Source organism: Acetobacter sp. KSO5 (assembly GCF_044094635.1).
Taxonomy (GTDB): Bacteria; Pseudomonadota; Alphaproteobacteria; order Acetobacterales; family Acetobacteraceae; genus Acetobacter; species Acetobacter cerevisiae.
The window spans coordinates 3,168,245-3,186,847 of the sequence record NZ_CP172014.1; the positions used below are offsets into that span (position 1 = coordinate 3,168,245).

The 18,603-nt window shown below is 59.1% G+C and carries 13 protein-coding genes and 1 tRNA gene; 3 read left to right on the plus strand and 11 right to left on the minus strand.

The window, feature by feature from the left end; all coding sequences use genetic code 11:
- Positions 1-4: 4 nt before the first annotated feature.
- Positions 5-1,153, minus strand: coding sequence for a cysteine desulfurase family protein (locus ACHQGU_RS14335; RefSeq protein WP_395495450.1), 1,149 nt, complete (start codon positions 1,151-1,153; stop codon positions 5-7).
- Positions 1,154-1,651: 498 nt separating this feature from the next.
- Between ACHQGU_RS14335 and ACHQGU_RS14340 the strand changes: the two genes are divergently transcribed.
- Positions 1,652-2,317, plus strand: coding sequence for an alpha/beta hydrolase (locus tag ACHQGU_RS14340; protein ID WP_025828379.1), 666 nt, complete (start codon positions 1,652-1,654; stop codon positions 2,315-2,317).
- Positions 2,318-2,406: 89 nt separating this feature from the next.
- On the opposite strand, the gene ACHQGU_RS14345 is transcribed toward ACHQGU_RS14340, so the two are convergent.
- Together ACHQGU_RS14345 and cysS are read right to left on the minus strand one after the other, a co-directional pair.
- Complete coding sequence (locus ACHQGU_RS14345) at positions 2,407-3,174, minus strand: RNA methyltransferase (protein ID WP_395495451.1); 768 nt, start codon at positions 3,172-3,174, stop codon at positions 2,407-2,409.
- On the minus strand, positions 3,171-4,541 hold the full coding sequence (cysS, locus tag ACHQGU_RS14350; protein ID WP_395495452.1) for a cysteine--tRNA ligase: 1,371 nt from the start codon (positions 4,539-4,541) through the stop codon (positions 3,171-3,173). Before cysS ends, ACHQGU_RS14345 begins: the two co-directional genes overlap by 4 nt.
- Before the next feature lie 134 nt (positions 4,542-4,675).
- On the opposite strand from cysS, the gene ACHQGU_RS14355 reads away from it, so the two are divergent.
- Positions 4,676-4,750 (plus strand) — tRNA-Thr (locus tag ACHQGU_RS14355).
- A 59-nt stretch (positions 4,751-4,809) separates the two neighbouring features.
- On the opposite strand, the gene ACHQGU_RS14360 is transcribed toward ACHQGU_RS14355, so the two are convergent.
- The 6 genes from ACHQGU_RS14360 to tsaE form a co-directional block, all read right to left on the minus strand.
- On the minus strand, positions 4,810-6,159 hold the full coding sequence (locus tag ACHQGU_RS14360) for a bifunctional folylpolyglutamate synthase/dihydrofolate synthase (protein WP_395495453.1): 1,350 nt from the start codon (positions 6,157-6,159) through the stop codon (positions 4,810-4,812).
- Between the two features lie 11 nt (positions 6,160-6,170).
- On the minus strand, positions 6,171-7,100 hold the full coding sequence (gene accD / locus ACHQGU_RS14365; RefSeq protein WP_062272299.1) for an acetyl-CoA carboxylase, carboxyltransferase subunit beta: 930 nt from the start codon (positions 7,098-7,100) through the stop codon (positions 6,171-6,173).
- A 131-nt stretch (positions 7,101-7,231) separates the two neighbouring features.
- Positions 7,232-7,558 (minus strand): thioredoxin TrxA, encoded by a 327-nt coding sequence (trxA, locus tag ACHQGU_RS14370; protein ID WP_043549901.1) that lies wholly within the window; start codon positions 7,556-7,558, stop codon positions 7,232-7,234.
- A 129-nt stretch (positions 7,559-7,687) separates the two neighbouring features.
- Positions 7,688-11,287 (minus strand): double-strand break repair helicase AddA, encoded by a 3,600-nt coding sequence (gene addA, locus ACHQGU_RS14375; protein ID WP_395495454.1) that lies wholly within the window; start codon positions 11,285-11,287, stop codon positions 7,688-7,690.
- Positions 11,284-14,463 (minus strand): double-strand break repair protein AddB, encoded by a 3,180-nt coding sequence (gene addB, locus ACHQGU_RS14380; RefSeq protein ID WP_395495455.1) that lies wholly within the window; start codon positions 14,461-14,463, stop codon positions 11,284-11,286. Before addB ends, addA begins: the two co-directional genes overlap by 4 nt.
- 11 nt (positions 14,464-14,474) lie before the next feature.
- Positions 14,475-14,945: a tRNA (adenosine(37)-N6)-threonylcarbamoyltransferase complex ATPase subunit type 1 TsaE gene (gene tsaE, locus ACHQGU_RS14385; RefSeq protein ID WP_395495456.1), complete on the minus strand. Its 471-nt coding sequence runs from the start codon at positions 14,943-14,945 to the stop codon at positions 14,475-14,477.
- A 596-nt stretch (positions 14,946-15,541) separates the two neighbouring features.
- Here tsaE and ACHQGU_RS14390 point away from each other — a divergent pair.
- Positions 15,542-16,303 (plus strand): response regulator transcription factor, encoded by a 762-nt coding sequence (locus ACHQGU_RS14390; protein WP_062248623.1) that lies wholly within the window; start codon positions 15,542-15,544, stop codon positions 16,301-16,303.
- Between the two features lie 23 nt (positions 16,304-16,326).
- Here the strand turns inward: ACHQGU_RS14390 and thiD are convergent, their stop codons facing one another.
- Together thiD and glmM are read right to left on the minus strand one after the other, a co-directional pair.
- Positions 16,327-17,157 (minus strand): bifunctional hydroxymethylpyrimidine kinase/phosphomethylpyrimidine kinase, encoded by an 831-nt coding sequence (gene thiD, locus ACHQGU_RS14395; RefSeq protein ID WP_395495457.1) that lies wholly within the window; start codon positions 17,155-17,157, stop codon positions 16,327-16,329.
- Between the two features lie 20 nt (positions 17,158-17,177).
- On the minus strand, positions 17,178-18,527 hold the full coding sequence (gene glmM / locus ACHQGU_RS14400) for a phosphoglucosamine mutase (protein ID WP_395495458.1): 1,350 nt from the start codon (positions 18,525-18,527) through the stop codon (positions 17,178-17,180).
- Positions 18,528-18,603 lie beyond the last annotated feature (76 nt).

Here is an 18,603-nt window from a genome sequence, read left to right on the forward strand (position 1 = left end):
ATGATTAGCCCGCAATGGTCGGGGCAGCACTTTGCGCCATGGCCTCATAAGCCCGGATAAACTGATTTATGTCGTCTTCCGTCACATTCCAGGGCAGGGACACACGAATAGCCTGCGCCGCAAGATCTCTCAGCCCCATGGCATCCAGCACATGAGAGGCCGCAACCTTGCCGGATGAGCAAGCCGACCCGGCAGAGACACACACGCCATCCAGATCCAGCCGCATCAGCTGCCCCTGCGCTCTGCGCCCCGGCAAGGACAGATTGGTAGTGTTTGCCAACCGGGGTGCATCACCGCCGTTCACCACAGCGCCTGCGGCAACAGCCGCTTCTTCCAGCTTATCCCTCAACACTGCAAGCGGCTGAGCAGGCTGGACCAGAGACGCCTGCAAGGCTGCCGTCAGCCCCGCCAGTGCTGGCAATGGCGGGGTCCCGCCACGGCGGCCCTGTTCCTGACCGCCCCCTTCAAACAACGGGGCCAGACGCGCGGGAGCCGGACCACGCAGCAGCAAGGCCCCAGCGCCTTTGGGGCCACCCATTTTGTGCCCGGAGAGAGCAAGGCTATCCATGCCCATCTCTTCAACACACAGCGCCATGCGGCCTGCCGCCTGCACGGCATCCACATGCACATGTGCGCCATAGACTCGACAAAGGCGCACAATCTCCGCCATCGGGTGCAGAACACCCGTCTCGTTATTGGCCAGCATCAGACAGACAAAGGCAGGCGGACCGTCCTGCGCCAGTTCGGCTTCCAGAACATCCAGCCGCACCTGACCGGCAGTGTCCACGGGCAGCCAGGTCAGCGGCGCGCCTGCCGGCACGCCCTTGCGCACGGCATCATGTTCCGTCTGGCCGACCAAAAAGCGCCTGCCCTGCCCCAGCCCGTGCATGGCCAGAACATTGGCTTCCGTTCCACCGGATGTAAAAATACAATTCAGCGGGGCCACACCAAGGGTTTTTGCAACCTGATCCCGCGCATCTTCCAGCACGGCCCGCGCCATGCGCCCGGCCCGGTGCACGGAGGACGGATTGCCTGTCAGGTCAGCCGCCGCAAGCATGGCCTCGCGCGCTTCCGGCCGCAGCGGTTCCGTGGCGTTGGCATCCAGATAAATCCTACGCGGCGTCTCACTCCCGCTGCGCGTCCAGAGACTCATACTCTGCTCCTCTTTCCGGCCAGTTGCTGGTTCTGTCCGATTGTCTTCACTTGTCCGTGCGCTCCCCTGCAAGGGGCACAAAACAGCCATTAGAACGATTTATGTGGAAATTATGACTGCACACCCCTTATAGAAGGGCACATGGTCGATACCATACAGTGCAGCAAGGTGGGCCAGCATGGAATGTCTGTTTTCCGGTGTCTTTGGTGGCCACAAGACAACACAGGAGCAGTATGCCCCTGCCGGCGACAAGGTCAATCTCAGATTTTGCGCCTCACCCCTTTTCCTGCCTCCTGCATGATACCATGTCCATAACAGACCTTTCTCAGCCGCGTCTTTCCTGCATGCGGCGGTGGGTGGCCTGTTTTTAAGAATGTTTTGCGGGCCGCCTGACCCGCCCGCACCGGCTTGTAGCGTGGCATCGCCGCCTGCCGGAGCATCTGCCAAACCGGGATGCGTCATGCCCACGGACGCATTTCAAAACAATGCGGAACCCGAATGCCTGAGGTTATGTTTGCCGGCCCGGACGGGCGTCTTGAAGGGCGTTACCACCATTCCAACCAGCCCAATGCCCCCCTGGCACTGGTGCTGCACCCGCACCCGCTGCATGGCGGCACAATGAACAACCGCATTACCTACGCTATGTACCGGTCCTTTGAAAAAATGGGCTTTTCGGTCATGCGCTACAACTCCCGTGGTGTCGGGCGGTCTCAGGGCCGGTATGACGGTGGGATTGGTGAAATTTCCGATGCCGCCGCCGCTCTGGACTGGATGCAGATGGTCAACCCGAATGCCAGCGGTCTGTGGATTGCGGGCTATTCGTTTGGGGCTTTTGTGGGGATGCAGTTGCTGATGCGGCGTCCGGAAATTACCGGCTGGATCAGTGTCGCACCCCCGGCCACCTATTATGATTTTGGCTTTCTGGCACCCTGTCCCTGTGGTGGCCTGATGATTGCAGGCGGCAAGGATGACATGGCTCCGGAACCCGCCATCCACAAACTGGTGGATAAGCTGAACACCCAGAAAGGTGTGACGGTGGACTACCGCGTGTTCCCCGATGCAGACCATATCTTTGCCAAACAGGCAGACAAGGTGACGGCTGCTCTGGAAGACCACGTGACGACAGCCATGGCGCACCGCAACATGCCGCTGGCTGCTGACTGATTTTCTTATGCATGGGGCAGAACGTCCGTAGGTCTGCCCCTGCATACCGAACCACCGCCTAACAAGGGCGTGCAGTTCGGTCGTTCAGATTATTTTCTGCGCGGATGCGCCAGTTCCCGCACCACGCCATGCAGCGTGCGCAGCTCCTGCTCAGTAACTTCCCCACGCGTGAAAAAGTGCCGAAGATTGCGAACCATACCGGGGCGCTTCTGCTCGTTATGCAGGAAGCCGCAGTCGTCCAGTTCGCGGATCAGATGCCCCATGAAGTTTTCCAGCTCGCCTTTAGTGGCCACATGGGTCTCGTTGGTCATAAGTTCGCGCGGCGCGGTCTGATCTTCCGCCATCCACCATTCATACGCCATGATCATGACGGCCTGCGCCAGATTGAGCGACATGAAGGCCGGGTTCAGCGGGTAGCGAATGAGCGCATCCGCCCGCGCCATATCTTCATTATCAAGGCCAGCACGTTCCGGCCCAAACAGCAGACCCACTTTCAGGCCCCGATTGGTGGCCGCTCGTAATTCCGCTGCCCCACCCCGTGCCGTCATCACCGTTTTGACGATGTGGCGCGGACGCGGACAGGTGGCGAAAACGTGGTGCAGATCGGCAATGGCGTCATCCACGCTCTCATGCACCGTAGCGGCTTCCAGAATCCGGTCCGCGCCAGAGGCGGTTCGCCAGGCGCGGTCCTGCGGCCAGCCATCCCGCGGGCTGACCAGCCGCAGGTGAAACAGCCCGCCATTGGCCATGGCTCGCGCGGTGGTGCCAATATTTTCCGCAAGCTGCGGACGCACCAGAATGACAACCGGCGTATTGCCAACAGGCTCCAGCGGTGCCCCGCCGTCACGCCCGGTCATGCGCGCCTCCAGATGGTGCCGTCTTTCGTATCTTCAAGCACAATGCCCTGCCCCTGTAGCTGGTCACGCAAGGCATCAGCCTTTGCAAAATCCCGAGCCTTCTTGGCGGCTGCACGTTCGGCAATCAGGGCGTCGATTTGTGCATCTTCATCCGAACTGTCGCCCTTGAACCACTTTTCCGGGTCTTCCTGCAAAAGCCCAAGCATGCCAGCACCAGCTTTCAGAGCCCCGGCAGCCTGTCTGTCGCCTGCCAGTGCCTGACCGGCGAGAGCATGCAGTTCAGCAATCGCCATCGGCGTGTTCAGATCTTCCGCCAGAGCCTTCATGACCGCTTCTGACGGAGCAACCTCCGGCACAGGGCCTGCGGCCAGAGCGCGATAGAACCGGTCCAGCACCTTGCGGGATTCCTGCAAACCGGCCTGCGTATAGTTCAGTGTGGAGCGGTAATGCGCCCCCAGAAGCAGCAGACGCAGGGCCTCCGCCGGAGCCTGTTTCAGCACATCCCGAATCGTCAGGAAGTTGCCGAGGGACTTCGACATCTTCTCGCCTTCAACGAGAAGCATGGCGTTATGCACCCAGTAATTGGCGAACTTGCCCTGCGGGAAGCAGCACAGGCTCTGGGCGCGCTCATTCTCATGGTGGGGGAACAGCAGGTCTGACCCGCCACCATGAATGTCAAAGCTTTCCCCCAGATAGCGGTGCGACATGGCCGAGCATTCAATATGCCAGCCCGGACGCCCGCGGCCCCACGGGCTTTCCCATCCCGGCTGATCTGCATCGGAGGGTTTCCAAAGCACAAAGTCACCCGGATTTTTCTTGTAGCCCGCCACTTCTACGCGGGCACCGGCCACCAGTTCTTCCGGGTCCCGGCCAGACAATGCGCCGTAAGACGGGAAAGACGCGACCGAGAACAGCACATGGCCATCCGCCTCATAGGCGTGGCCGTTTTCAATCAGGCGGGCAATCAGCGCCTGCATTTCACCAATATTATGCGTGGCGCGCGGTTCAATGTCCGGCGGCAGCACGTTCATGGCGGCCAGATCCTGATGGAATTCTTCCGTGGTGCGCTGCGTCAGGGAGCCAATATCTTCCCCATTGGCGCGGGCACGGGCGGTGATCTTATCATCCACATCCGTGATGTTGCGCACAAAGGTTACACGCGGATAGGCATGGCGCAGGAACCGCACCAGCACATCGGCTGTCAGCATGGCGCGCAGATTGCCGATATGGGCCAGATCATAGACCGTAGGTCCACAATAATAGACTTTCACATGCTCCGGATCGAGCGGCGTGAACGGCACGGTCGCGCGGCGCTGACTATCGTGCAGAGAGAGTGCTGGCAAAGATGCTGAGGCAGAGTGCGACATAAGCGACTAGATGCGCCAGCGTGTGGTTCGATGCAATATCCACACAACCAAAAAACTACGGTAAGATCGAAAAGCGGATCTTGACGCGCCGCGCGTTTTACAGTTTTAATCCGCCCCTGCACGTCACGTGCTGTGCCCTTATAGCTCAGTGGTAGAGCAACCGCCTTGTAAGCGGTAGGTCTTCAGTTCAAATCTGAATGGGGGCACCATTCTTTCCAATTTTCAAAAAAGCTCTTTTGCTGCCTCTCAATGAGCCTGAGGCGCGCTTTTACGCGCCCGGTTTCCAGCCATCCTGCGTGAGCGCCACACCGGCCAGATACAGGCTGCCGCAAATCAGCACACGGGCGGGTTTGCCGTCTGATTGTGCCTTGAGGCCTTCCAACGCCTTTACCAGTGTCGGGCCAACCTGCGCTTTGCCTGCTGAAGCCTCGACAATTGCTTCAACCGGCAGGGCCAGATGCTGCGTGGGTTCACTGATAGCCCACAGTGTGGTGGCGTAAGGCAGAACCGGGTTCAGAAAGCCCGTGGCATCCTTGGTCTGTTTCATGCCGACCAGCAGGTGCAGGGGTTCATCGCCCCACTTTTGCAGTTCCTGCGCCAGAGCATGACCCGCGCCGGGGTTGTGTCCGCCATCCAGCCACAGCTCCCACCCTGCGGGCAGGCTTTGCGCCAGTTTTCCGTGCAAGCGCTGCATGCGTGCAGGCCACGAGACCTTGCCTACTCCCTGCCAGCCAGCAGCAGGCACGCTCAGGCCAGCAACGCGCAGAGCCTCCACCGCCAGACCGGCATTTTCCATCTGCCATGGGCCGGTAAGAGCCGGCGCAGGGAGCATGAGCGTCCCCTGGGAATCGGTAAAGATAAGGCTGCCCTCTGGCGCGGAAACACCCACAGATGCGGCTGGCGCGATCTGCCAGGCGTCACCTCGGCTGGCGAGCGGTGCACCCACTTTGCGGGCCTCCGCTTCCAGCACATGCCACACAGCGTCTGGCTGCGCGCCGGTTACGGCAGGAACACCGGGCTTGAAAATACCGGCTTTTTCCGCGGCAATCGCTTCCAGCGTGCTCCCCAGAAACGCTTCATGATCCATGGAAACAGAGGTAACGATGCAGGCCGCCGGGTGCTTCAGCACATTGGTGGCGTCACACCGGCCACCCAGACCAACCTCGATAATGGCCAGTTCCGCCGGGTGGCGCGAGAACAGCAGGAAGCCCGCTGCCGTCAGCACCTCAAACACGGTGATGGGCGCGCCCGCGTTCACCTGTTCGATTTCTTCCAGTGTGGCGACCAGTTCGGTTTCACTCACCAGCTTTCCGGCAATGCGGAACCGCTCCGTCACATCCACCAGATGCGGGGACGTCATGACATGCACGCGCCAGCCAGCCGCCTCGCCAATGGCGCGCAGCGTGGCGCAGGTGCTGCCTTTGCCATTGGTGCCCGCCACATGGATAACGGGCGGCAATTTGTCTTCCGGATGGCCCAGTTTACCGAGCAGGGTTTCCAGCCGCCCCAACGAGAGATCAATCAACGCCGGGTAAAGGCTGTTCAGGCGCTCCAGCACTTCGCCGGTGCGGCCAGAAAACTCAGTTGTCGGGGCAGAGCCGCCAGAAGAGGATGTCACGCGCCAATCGCTCAGGCAGCGGGTGCCGCAGGGGCGGCATCCGGCACAACCGTAGCGGCAGGAGTGGGGGCAATCTTATCACCGTCCGGCGTAACAGGCGTGCGCATCAGCAAGCCAATGATCCGGGCCAGTGTTTCCCGCATGTCTTTGCGCTTCACCACCATGTCCAGCATACCATGGTCCAGCAGGTATTCCGACCGCTGGAAGCCTTCCGGCAGCTTTTCACGCACGGTATCTTCAATCACGCGCGGACCGGCAAAGCCGATCAGAGCGTTGGGTTCGGCAATCTGCACATCGCCCAGCATGGCAAAGGAGGCCGTCACCCCACCCGTGGTCGGGTTGGTCAGCACCACAATATAAGGCAGGCCCGCTTCTTTGAGCATCTGCACGCCAATGGTGGTGCGCGGCATCTGCATCAGGCTGATCGCACCTTCCTGCATACGCGCGCCACCAGACGCCGTGAAAATAACCAGCGGAGATTTCTGCAGCACGGCCAGCCGCGCGGCGGCCACAAAACGCTCACCGAAGGCCGCGCCCATGGTACCCGCCATGAATTCAAACGCCATGACACCCACAACGCTCGGGTGACCGCCGATGGTGCCGTGTGCAACAATCAGGGATTCATCCAGCTGGCTCTTGGCACGGGCGTCTTTCAGGCGGTCGGTATATTTTTTCTGGTCACGGAAACCGAGCGGGTCCACCGGGGCTGGCGGCAGTTCGATCTGGGTGCATTCCCCATTATCAAACGTCCAGGCCAGACGGTCAGCCACCGGCGCTTTCATGTGGTGCCCGCAATGGGGGCACACATTCAGGTTGCGGTGCAGTTCCTTGGTCAGAACCATCTGACTGCAGGACTCGCAGTTGGTCCACAGATTATCCGGCACGTCACGACGCAGCAGGCCGCGAATTTTGGGACGGACGTATTCGGTGATCCAGCTCATTTTGAACCCTGCAACTGCGATAAATCAAAAAAAGGGAACATAGCCCTGTTGCAGCGTGCCTTACGCTGCTTGCGCCGTCCTGCCAAGCATTATGGCCGGGCGGGACGGCACGTCAGGCTGTAAGACGCGCCTTACAGAGCGCCCTCAACCCAGGCTTTCAGCTGGCTTTTGGGCAGAGCGCCCACCTTGGTGTCCAGCACCTGACCATCGCGCACCAGCATCAGGGTCGGGATGCTGCGCACACCATAAGTGTTGGGGGAGACGGGGTTATCATCAATGTTGATCTTGGCCACCGTCAGCTTGCCCGCAAAGTCCTTGCCGAGTTCTTCCAGCGCCGGGCCGATCATCTTGCACGGACCGCACCATTCTGCCCAGAAATCAACCAGCACCAGACCAGAAGCCTTGAGCACATCGGCATCAAAGCTGGAATCTGTAACAGCACGTGTATGTTCACTCATGGATTGTCTCTTCCTTGGTTTAAGGGACGGATCACGCAGGTGCGTCGTGCAGGGCCAAACCCAGCTGCGTGCAAACGGTTCCCCATTCCCTTCTGTGTCTCTCTACACTTAAGGGGCCAGCGCATCCGGTCAAGATGCGCTGTATGAGCCGCCCCCCGGCGCATGCAGATCCAGCAAGGCATCGGGCAGCACATCCGCGCGCGGCCCTTCCGTCCAGACCAGCACGCACCGGACTGGTTTATCGGGATACAGCCCCTGCAACAAAGCCCGGTAGGCCGCCATCTGGCGCAGATACAACACTGGCGTGGCCGCCACCGTGCGCGGCGTGTGCCGCCCGGTTTTGAAGTCACACACCAGCACCTTGTCCGGCAGCAGAATCATGCGGTCCACCTGCCCCACAATCACCTGGCCACCTGCCACACCGGCCAGACGCTGTTCAGCCCGCGCCTGCGGGGAGAACAAGGGGGCCAGATCCGGCAGCGCCAGCACACCCAGCACCTGTTCGGCCAGCGTTGCGGCCTCTTCCGGTTTCAGTCCGCTGGCAGGCCGACCCAGCCAGACATGCGCCATCTGGGCCTGCTGCTCTGGTGGGTAAGCGGGCAAATACTGCAAAAGCGCATGCACCAGTGTGCCGCGCCGGAAGGCCGCCTCACGCGCCGCAGCGGGCGTGACCGTGGCCACATCCAGCGGAGAGCGGACCGGGGGCAATGGCCCCAGCATGGCATCGTCCGGGCGGCTGGGCGCCAGAGGCCGGGCTAGTGGGGCATCGGGCACTGGCGGCATGCCCTGCCACGTGGGGGCATGCCCCAGCCATGCGGGCAGAGCTGACGGGGAGGCCGCAACCGGCAACTGACTGCCTGACTGGTCTTTCACGCCTTCTTTCGGACCATGCGGCTGAGGCTTTTCCTCCAGCACCAGCATTTCGCCCGTCCAGCCGCCGGCATCCCACTCCTGCGGCACAGCGCCGACGACTTCAAACCCCTTGCGGCACCGCTCATACCAGCTTTCCGGCGGCACCACGCGCCCCGGCTTCCAGCCACAGACCACCAGACGTTCTGCGGCACGCGTAAGCGCCACATAGAGCAGGCGGTTATATTCCTCGATCGCGCTGGCCTGCATGGCCGCCCGCAACTTTTGCGTCACGCTCACGGCCAGTGCACTCCGTGGCACATAAAGCGGCACGTCCAGCCCGGTTGGACCGTCCTTTACCCAGAACAGACGATCCTCAAACCGGGGTGTGCCCACCGTATCGGGCAGAATGACCAGCCGCGCCTGCAACCCCTTCGCCCCATGCGCGGTCATGACACGCACAGCATCGCCCCCGGCTTCGGCCTCGCGCTTCACAGTTTCTTCCGAATTACGCAGCCAGTGCAGAAAGCCCTGCAAGGAAGGCGGATGCATATCCTGATAGCGCAGAGCCGCCGAAAGCAATTCATCAATCGATTCGGCAGCCTCCGGCCCCAGACGGGCCAGCAAACGCGCCCGCCCTCCAGAGCGCCCCAGCGCCTCGGAGAGCAGTTCATGCGGGGTCAGATAATCCACACGCCGGAACAGGCCATCCAGCATCTGCCAGGCCTGCGTCCAGTCTGGCCGTTCCGCGTGATGCTCCCGCAAGGCGGACCAGAGCGGCTCCGCCTTGCCGCGCCCGGTTGCCAGCACCATCAGGCTGTCATCTGAGAGGCCACCCAGAGGAGACGTCAGCACACAGGCCAGTGTCAGATCATCCTGCGGCAGCAGCAGCGCACCGCAGAGTGCCATCAGATCCTGCACGGCAAGCTGATCAGCCAGCCCTGTGCGCACCAGAGTCGCAACCGGCACATTCTCCGTTTTCAAAGCCCGAATCAGCGCAGTGACAAACGAGGACCGACGCGGCACCAGCACCAGTACATCACCCGGCGTCAGCGGTGCCACGCCCTCTTCCGGGGGGCTGTTCAATTGCCGCGCAATAAAACGCGCCAGTGTATCAGCCAGTTTCTGCTGCGGGTTCTGGCGGGTGGTATTGGCGGTGGGCGGTTCCCACGGACTGAGGGCATCTTCCTCATCCATCTGCGCCTCAGCCAGCGGCCACAGTTCCACGCGCCCCCCTTCGCCCGGTCGGGCTGTGAGGTGGCGCATAGCACGGCCATCTTCTTCCGCCACGCCACGCGCAGCATCCGGCACGGAAAATACCGCATCCACCAAAGCAAGAACCGGAGCAGTGGAGCGGAAAGACACTGTCAGATCCGGCTCCTGCCAGGGCAGGGACGCAAAAGCCGCGCGGTTTTTGAATTCCCGCCGCCACAGACGAAAAGATTCCGGGTCAGCGCCCTGAAAACCGTAGATAGACTGTTTATAATCGCCCACAGCAAAGACGGTGCGTGGCCCCTGCTCCCGCGTATGTGTGCCTTCACCCGCAAAAAATTCTGCCGTCAGATCGCCAGCAATGCGCCATTGTTCGCGTGAGGTATCCTGCACCTCATCCAGCAGCAGATGGTCAATCCCGCCATCCAGCTTATACAACACCCACGCTGCACCCGGTTGTTGCAAAAGCCCAAGTGTACGACGTATAAGATCATCATACTCTACAAGACCGCGCTGACTCTTACGGATGTCATACAAAGCCGCAACCGGAGCCGCTGTTTTCAGCAACGCCAGACCGAGCCGTGCCAGCCGTCTGGCCCGCAAAGCTTCTTCCACTTCAAGAATCCGCGCAGCTTCCCGCTCAAGAGCCGTCGCCAGATCTGCGTAATCATTCGCAAGTTTGGTGGTAATCAAACCCCGTTTGCGAGGCTTTCCATCCTTTGTGAGCAGGGCATTCCGCCATACATCCCACTGCGCAGCCCGCTCAACTGAAGGCAAAGCCAGCCAGTCCAGAAGACGATATGCCGTCGCCTTAACGGTCTCCGTCCCTTTATCCACTAGTGTGGGAATATACGCCCGCAAGCGGTCCTCACCCGGAAAATTCGTGCAGGCCGCTTGAATTTGCGCCGCATCACTCCCCCTCAACGCTCCCTGCGGCAAGCCTAACACGCGGCAAAGAATGGTTGGCAGCAGAGCTGGTAGTTTCAGCACCCGCTCCCGAATAGCTTCTGCTCGTGAATCATGGCGGAGTGCACCGACCAGATTAACGAAATCCCCGAGGCTGATTTGTCCAGCCAAGGGTGCAATGCTCGCTGTCGGGCTATTCCCCAGCACCGTTTCCACACAGCCCTGCAAGGCCAGTGTAGCATCGGTTTCTTCCATGACAGTGAAATGCGGGTTCATGGCCGCTTCCAGCGGGAAGCGCCGTAACAACGACTGACAGAAAGCGTGAATGGTGCCAATGCGCATCCCGCCCGGCAAATCGAGAACCTCTGCAAATAATGCCCGAGCCCGCCGGCGTGTTTCTTCAGTGCAGGGCACGGACAAGCCCTGCAATTCCTTGTTCAGTGCATCATCCGGCAAGGTCACCCAGCGGCCAAGGCGCGTCTGGAGCCGGATCGCCATTTCTGCCGCAGCAGCCTTGGTAAAGGTCAGGCACAAAATCCGGGCTGGCGGGCTACCCGGCAAAACCTCTCCCCCTGCGGGACTGGCGCGCGGCAGCATCAGCCGCAGCAGACGGTCAATCAGCAGTTTGGTTTTACCACTCCCTGCGGACGCCGAGACAAAAACAGACGCCGTTGGGTCAGACGCCAGAGCCTGCTGACGGTTAGCCTGATCAATTGCTTCTGAAAATGCAGGATTTTTTAACATCGTTTGGCTGCCACTCATGCCTCATCCTCCACCCGCGCGGTGTTCCATTCCGGCACACGAGCCAGACGCGCGTAATCCGCAAAACGCGGTTCCCGACCGGGATGCGGGTGCGACAGATAAGGCTGTGCCGGGTTGTCATACGCGCAGATGCGGTCCCGCAGGCTCTGCCATGTTTGCTCTGCCAAGGCAGTGAGAGAGGCCTCCCCTTCCGGCTTGATCGCCACTTCCTCACCGGGGTCAGCTCCCCCGGTCAGCCGCCAGTACACCAGACCGGCAATATCCTCCGTACCGGGCAGGCCGGAAAAGCCACCTCGCAAAATCATTGCTGCTTCCAAGGGTAATTGTGGACTCCAGCCGGAGCGCACATCCCGCACGGACGGCAGCGTGCCGGTTTTGTAGTCACGCACAATCACGCGGCCTTCAGCATCATAATCAATTCGGTCTGCACGCCCGACCAGCCGGAACGCGCCATGGGGCGCATCCAGAATATCCACTTGTCCGCGAGATTCCGTGCGAATAGCAGCGGGTGTTCCCGCCTCTTCGCGCAAAGCCGATTCCGCATGGGCCACCCATGAGGCAATGCGCATCAGCCGGGGCTCCCACCAGGCCTGTAACGCCGGACGCAGAGTGCGTTTAAGCAAGCCTTTCCGGAAAGCCTCCTGCAATCCGGCTTCCGCCTGCGGGGGCCATGTTGTGCCATGTGTCCGGAACCAGTCTTCCAGCGCATCATGCACAATCATCCCATAATCCGAGGCGTCAGCTGCTTCTTCCAGTTCTGGTAAAGGCTGAAGCTTCAAAACATGGCGTGCGTAAATGGCGTAAGGATCACGCATCCATGTCTCGATTTCCGTCACACTCAACCGGCGCGGACGCAAAGTAACGGGTGGTGTGGGGCGAGGCGGAGCAACAGGTTGCGCCGGGCCATCCGGCCGGTCCAGCACCTGCAACCACTCCAGCGCAGGATGCGGCGGTACTGTCAGGCCACGTCCGGATAAAAACGCATCCAGACGTGAAATCCAGCGGGCCGGCACCACTGGCGCACCATCACGCCGGCGCGGGCAGGACAGCACAACCTCCCCCGCCGCAGCGGCACTGGCAAAAAAATCATGCGCCGCCTGCCCTACGCCCTGTTCTGGCGAAGGCAGGCCGACGCGCTGACGCATGGGGCGGCTCATCCACGGTCCGGCATCTGCTGCAGGAGGCCAGATATTTTCTGCAAGCCCACCCAGAACAACCACATCCGCCGTCTGCAATCGGGCTTCAAACAAACCCCAGATCAACACTCGCGGATGCAGGGCAGCATGTTCCACTCCACGCCGCACGGCCACACGGTCTTCCGCCAGCACGGCGCTCAGCAAGCCATCCAGCACAGCAGGCGGCTGAGGTGGCAGAACATCAGACGCCATCATCAGTTCGGTCAGACGACCGGCCAGAAGATTCCCCTCCTCCCCGCTCCACAACCGTTTTGCCGCGTCTTCATCTTCTGTTTTAACAAGTCGCTCAACAGCCTGAATCAAGGATGCGAGCAAATCCGGCACGGGTTCCCGGTGACTAAAATCAGGCGTCTCGCCCGCTGGACCTGCCTGAGGCTCGGTCGCTACTTCTTCCGGATCTGCATACGCTTCATATGCTTCCGGTCCCGGATCACCCGGCAGCGCCCCCTCTCCTGCACTGGCAACCCAGCCATCCCACGGCAAAATCGGTTCCAGACAAAAAGCCAGACGGTCCATAAAGGTTTCCAGAGGTTCCGGTCCGTAAGGACGGTCTGCCTCTGCCCCACCTTCTGCGCGCGCTGAGGCCCGCTCATCTTTTTCATGGTCTTTAAGAACGGCTGTCACCGCCTTCCGCAACGCCGCAAATCCGGGCGGGGGAGCCGGACCGCGCAAAACCGTCCGTTCCAGCAGGCGCGCTGAAGCACGGCAGACACCTATGGAAAGGCCGCATGCCACTAAAGGATGTTTCAGAACAGATAAGACAGATACCGGAGAAAACCGGTTTTCGATCATCTGCGCCACAAGCCGAAGCAGCACCGCACCGGGTGTTTCAATCAAGGACGCACCGGCACTATCATCCGCCAGAACGCCCCAACGGGCCAGTTCCGTCGCCACACGAGCAGCAAGGGCACGATCCGGCGTGACCAATGCGACCCGCTTACCGGGTGTTTCGACCACATTGCGCAAAATCATCGCAATAGCCACAGCTTCTTCCTGCTGGTCTGCTGCGTCCAGCCGGGAAACCTGCGCCAGATTGGTAGGGCCAGATTTTGCCCAGTCTTCCAAAGCTGAAGCTGGCAGCAACGCCCGGGAGAGCACCTGAGCCCGCTCCGGAAATCCTCCCTCTGCATTCCAGAGTTCAACATCTGCCCGTACAGCATCCAGTGAAGCCAGAAGATAGCTTAAACCGGCCTGCGGATGACTATCCGGCAACTGCACGAACGTCTCTTCCGGCATCTCCAGATCCAGACCCGGCAGAATCACGCGGCCACCCGGACAGGCCATCACCGCCCGTAAGGCTTCCGCTGTAGCAGGCATGACATTGGTAAACCCGGCAGCCCACACGGGTGTTTTATCCCCCCGCGCCGCCTGTTCCTCCCACAGCCGCGCCTGTGCACGGAGCAGCGTGACCTGACGTGCGACCGGGTTCATCACCTGCTGACTCGCCAGCCATTCCGGCCAGGCGCGTGTCACAATTTCCAGAAACTTCAGGATAACCTGCCAATGTTCCGCAAAGTTTTCCTGCACCGCCTCAGGCAGACGTGTGGGCAGATCGACATCGGCCCATTCAGCCTCATCCATCAGGTCAGCCAAAGCTTTGGCCAGAGGCCATGCCTGATCCAGCGTGGGCCGAGTGCCAAACGCCCCTTCCGCCTGCAACACCAGCCGCGTAAGCACGGCAAGGCGGGTCATACCAGCAACGGCGGGAGGCAGATCAAACCCGGCTGTGCCGCCCAGATCTGAAGACAGACCCAGTTCCGCTTCATCCAACGCACTGATGGGCAGAATACGCGGCAACAACATGGCGCGGCCGTCCATCTGCCGCAGGAACGCTTCTGTCAGACCACGCGCCGCACGACGACCGGGTAGAATAATTGTCCCCTCTCCCACAGCCTCCGGATCATGTCCGGCTGCCTGAAGCCAGCGCGCAGCAAGCTGATCGAGAAACGGCAGATGCGCCGGGATTGTCGCAAGACTCATGGTCAAACCCTTCAGGCCGGAAAGCTGGCAGAAAGTGCAGCACCCTTCAGCCTGTCACCCCAGCCGTGCAGATGCACCGTGCGCACACCATCTGCCCTGACCGTAAACCCAATATGCAGAGCCTCGGGCGGCGTCAGATCTTCTAGGCGCTCCGGCCACTCCACCAGAACGACGCCGTCCCGCGCATCATCCCAGCCCAGCTCTTCCAGTTCATCCGGGCCACCCAGGCGCCAGAGATCAAAATGTGAGACGGCACAGGCAGGAGCCTGATAGGTTTGCACCAATGTATAAGTAGGGCTTGGCACTTCCAGAGTGTCATCCTTACAAAAACAGCGCAGGAAGGCGCGGGCAAAAACGCTTTTCCCGGCTCCTAGCGGGCCTGTGAGCAAAAGCGCATCACCGGCTTGCGTCGAAGCGGCCAGCATACGGGCCAGCTGCTCTGTTGCCTGCTCATTTTTCAGAACTATCTGTGTGTCTGTCATCCCGCCCCCTGCACGACCTGCTCTTCTTCTCCTCACATATTACGGCAGATGGGAAAAGGCTGATAACCGGGAAACGTGACCCGGCGTATGACCCACAAAGCAGGAAACACGTTTATATTTACTATAATTATTTATTTCTAAGCTTTTTTGTATTCTCAAAATCAATATAATAAAATGCATTCTCGATGCGGATTATATTCCTGCAGAATACTTTCCCGCTCTCATATTTAATAAAAATCTATTTGTAATACGCATTTTGAAATAAACTATTTGTTTACTTATTTTTGTTTGTAATATTTAGTTAATAAATGAGAAATGATTATGTTATTTTCATGATTTTAGTCATTTTTTGTTTTATGTTCATAAAAAATTTACCCTTTCCCAGTAAGAAAATAAAAATTCATCGCCACCAATTTCAACCTATGATTGTTTTTATAGGGCCGTGGCCAAAACATGCTCCAGTTGCATACCTTCCCTCTAACCAGTCAAAATAAGATAAATTTCTGTTTATCTTTGCCAAAAAAACACTTAAAAGTAGATTCATTGATAATTAATACAACCTTAAGGTGCATCGCGCTCTATGCGGGGGGAACCCAATGCGTATCCTGTTTGCTGAAGACAAAGCCACATCAGCCCGTCTGCTCTTACCAACACTCAAGAAAGCTGGTCTTTCTGTAGACTTGGCGCGTTCTGGCAGGAACACGATTGAGATGCTGCGAAACTATGATTACGGCATTGCGGTAATTGACCTCCATCTGCCCGACATGGATGGCTATACTGTCGTTAATTCTCTGCGATTATTGAAAATCTCGACACCCGTCATTATCCTTTCGTCACTTGATCAGCCTGAAGCAAAAATCCGGGCCTTTTCTATGGGCGCAGATGATTACCTGACCAAACCGTTTGATCCGGCAGAACTCGTCGCCCGGATTCAGGCCATTCTCCGTCGCTCCAGCGGATTTGCACATCCCGTCATTCAGGTCGCTGAGCTTAAGCTGGATCTAAACAGCCATACTGTGATGGTGCACGATCAGCCCGTACATCTGACATGCAAAGAATTTTCCATCCTTGAACTTCTGGTGCTGCGCAAAGGCATGGCCCAGAGCAAGGAAACGTTCCTGAACCACCTCTATGGTGGTCGCGATGAACCAGATATCAAAATTATTGATGTTTTTATCTGCAAACTTCGCAAAAAACTTCAGGCTGCCGGCGCATCAGATCATCTGATTTCTACAGTCTGGGGCAAAGGCTATATTCTCAACGACCCCAAAACTAAAATGTTTTCTCTTCCCAGTGGACCGGAAATCCCTATGCGTGCTCCCATCCCAGAGCAACAGTTTCAGGCAGCAGGGGACTAAAATTTTAAAAACATTCTGAGATATCAGATTGTTTTATACCATCTGTGCGCATGCCAAAGAGGCCCCGCCCCCGTTCCGAAGCCCGGCGCTGTCAGGATCGCTTGCCGCACATAAAGACGGGCCAGCTCAACCGCCCGGCGCAGCGGGAGTTTTTGCGCCAGCCCGGTGGCCAGTGCACTGGCCAGCGTGCAGCCTGTTCCATGCGTATGCCGCGTGATAATGCGTGTATCGCTAAATTCTGTGAATCCACCGTCATCAAGCAAAACATCAATCAACGTATCGCCTGATAGGTGGCCGCCTTTAACGAGCACGGCAGCCCCACTCATTTCCCGTAAACTCTGAGCAGCACGCCGCATGTCTTCTACTGACGAAAGACGCATGCCCGTCAGCTTTTCAGCTTCCGGCAAATTAGGTGTCAGAACCGTTGCCAGCGGAAAAAGCTGCGTTTTCAGGCACGACAAAGCCTCCTCCGCCAGAAGACTGGCTCCCCCTTTTGCAACCATCACCGGATCGACAACAACCGGCAGATCGGCAACCTTGCGACGGTAGCGAGAAATTTCCTCGCACACACACTCAATTTCCGGAGCGCCTCCCAGCATACCGGTCTTGATGGCATCAGCGCCCAGATCATCCAGAACACTACGAATCTGCTGCCGCAAAAATTCCGGGGGCACCGGCAGAATAGCCTGCACCCCTTCAGTATTTTGGGCCGTCAGAGCTGTCAGGGCCGTCATCGCATAGCCACCCAGCGCCGTTATCGTCTTGATATCGGCCTGAATGCCCGCACCGCCACCAGAATCACTCCCGGCAATTGCCAGAATGCGCGCTGGGTTTTTCTGTTCAGCTTGCATCATACGCTCCAAGGGCGGTCGCGTTACGCCGGGACGTTTACGGCCTCAAGTGCCGCGCACATCTGATTGACAACATCGTCCACCAGAGCCGCATCTTCAGCTTCCGCCATCACACGCACCAGCGGCTCCGTACCACTTTTGCGCAGCACAAGGCGACCACGCCCATCAAGCATCTTCTCCACATCTTTCTGCCGAGCCTGCACCACATCCGCATCCAGCGGGCATGTACCGCTAAAGCGCACGTTTTTCAGCTTTTGTGGGAAAGGCTTGAAGAGGCGACACACTTCACTGGCCGGGCGACCATCTTCAACCAGCACTGCCAGAATCTGCAGAGCCGCGATCAGACCATCCCCCGTCGTAGCAAAATCTGTCAGCACCATATGGCCTGACTGCTCGCCACCCACATTGCTCCCGAGTTCCCGCATCCGTTCCACCACATAGCGGTCTCCCACAGCGGTGCGTTCCAGGCCGACATCGAGCGTGTTCAGAAAGCGTTCCAGCCCCATGTTGGACATCACTGTCGCGACCACAGACTGACCGACCAGCCGCCCTTCCCGCGCCCAGGACTGTGCGATGAGAGCCAGAATCTGGTCTCCATCAATCAGGCGCCCCGTTTCATCCGCAATCAGCACGCGGTCTGCGTCGCCATCCAGCGCAATGCCCAGATGAGCGCCGTGCTGCACAACAGCCTGACACAACGCCTCCGGATGTGTAGAGCCACATTTCTCATTGATGTTGACGCCATCGGGCGTGCAGCCAATGCGGATCACCTCAGCACCCAGTTCCCACAGAGCCGTAGGAGCCACCCGATAGGCTGAGCCGTTGGCACAGTCGATCACAATTTTCATGCCATCCAGCCGCAGTTTGCGCGGGAAGGAGGCCTTGGCGCTTTCCACATACCGGCCGGCAGCATCGTTCAGGCGGGACGCCCGGCCAATTTCACGCGGCGTCGCAAGACGACCTGTGAGATCGGCCATCATCAGATTTTCGATGTCGATTTCGTTCTGGTCAGACAGTTTGAACCCGTCCGGGCCAAACAGTTTGATGCCATTATCGCCAAATGGATTGTGCGAGGCAGAAATCATGACGCCCAGATCAGCACGCAGAGAACGGGTCAGCATGGCAATCGCGGGGGTAGGCAACGGGCCAACCAGCGTGACATCCATTCCGGCGGACAGAAAACCTGCGACCAGTGCGCTCTCAATCATATAGCCGGAAAGCCGGGTATCCTTGCCCAGCAGAACGCTGTGCCGGTGTTCCCCACGGGTAAAATGCAGGCCAGCTGCCTGCCCCAGTTTCTGAGCAATATCGACTGTCATAGGCGCGATGTTTGCGGTCCCGCGAATGCCATCTGTCCCAAAAAGACGTCTCATCTGCCTCGTCCAATCTCTTTTTGTGGCGTCTGCGCCCAGACAGGTGGCCTTATGATGTCACTCAGGCCGTGCGGAC

Coding starts and splice junctions, on each gene's coding strand:
- ACHQGU_RS14335 (WP_395495450.1), bottom strand. CDS start 1,153: ATGAGTCTCTGGACGCGCAGCGGGAGTGAGACGCCGCGTAGGATTTAT.
- ACHQGU_RS14340 (WP_025828379.1), top strand. CDS start 1,652: ATGCCTGAGGTTATGTTTGCCGGCCCGGACGGGCGTCTTGAAGGGCGT.
- ACHQGU_RS14345 (WP_395495451.1), bottom strand. CDS start 3,174: ATGACCGGGCGTGACGGCGGGGCACCGCTGGAGCCTGTTGGCAATACG.
- cysS (WP_395495452.1), bottom strand. CDS start 4,541: ATGTCGCACTCTGCCTCAGCATCTTTGCCAGCACTCTCTCTGCACGAT.
- accD (WP_062272299.1), bottom strand. CDS start 7,100: ATGAGCTGGATCACCGAATACGTCCGTCCCAAAATTCGCGGCCTGCTG.
- trxA (WP_043549901.1), bottom strand. CDS start 7,558: ATGAGTGAACATACACGTGCTGTTACAGATTCCAGCTTTGATGCCGAT.
- addA (WP_395495454.1), bottom strand. CDS start 11,287: ATGAGTGGCAGCCAAACGATGTTAAAAAATCCTGCATTTTCAGAAGCA.
- addB (WP_395495455.1), bottom strand. CDS start 14,463: ATGAGTCTTGCGACAATCCCGGCGCATCTGCCGTTTCTCGATCAGCTT.
- tsaE (WP_395495456.1), bottom strand. CDS start 14,945: ATGACAGACACACAGATAGTTCTGAAAAATGAGCAGGCAACAGAGCAG.
- ACHQGU_RS14390 (WP_062248623.1), top strand. CDS start 15,542: ATGCGTATCCTGTTTGCTGAAGACAAAGCCACATCAGCCCGTCTGCTC.
- thiD (WP_395495457.1), bottom strand. CDS start 17,157: ATGATGCAAGCTGAACAGAAAAACCCAGCGCGCATTCTGGCAATTGCC.
- glmM (WP_395495458.1), bottom strand. CDS start 18,527: ATGAGACGTCTTTTTGGGACAGATGGCATTCGCGGGACCGCAAACATC.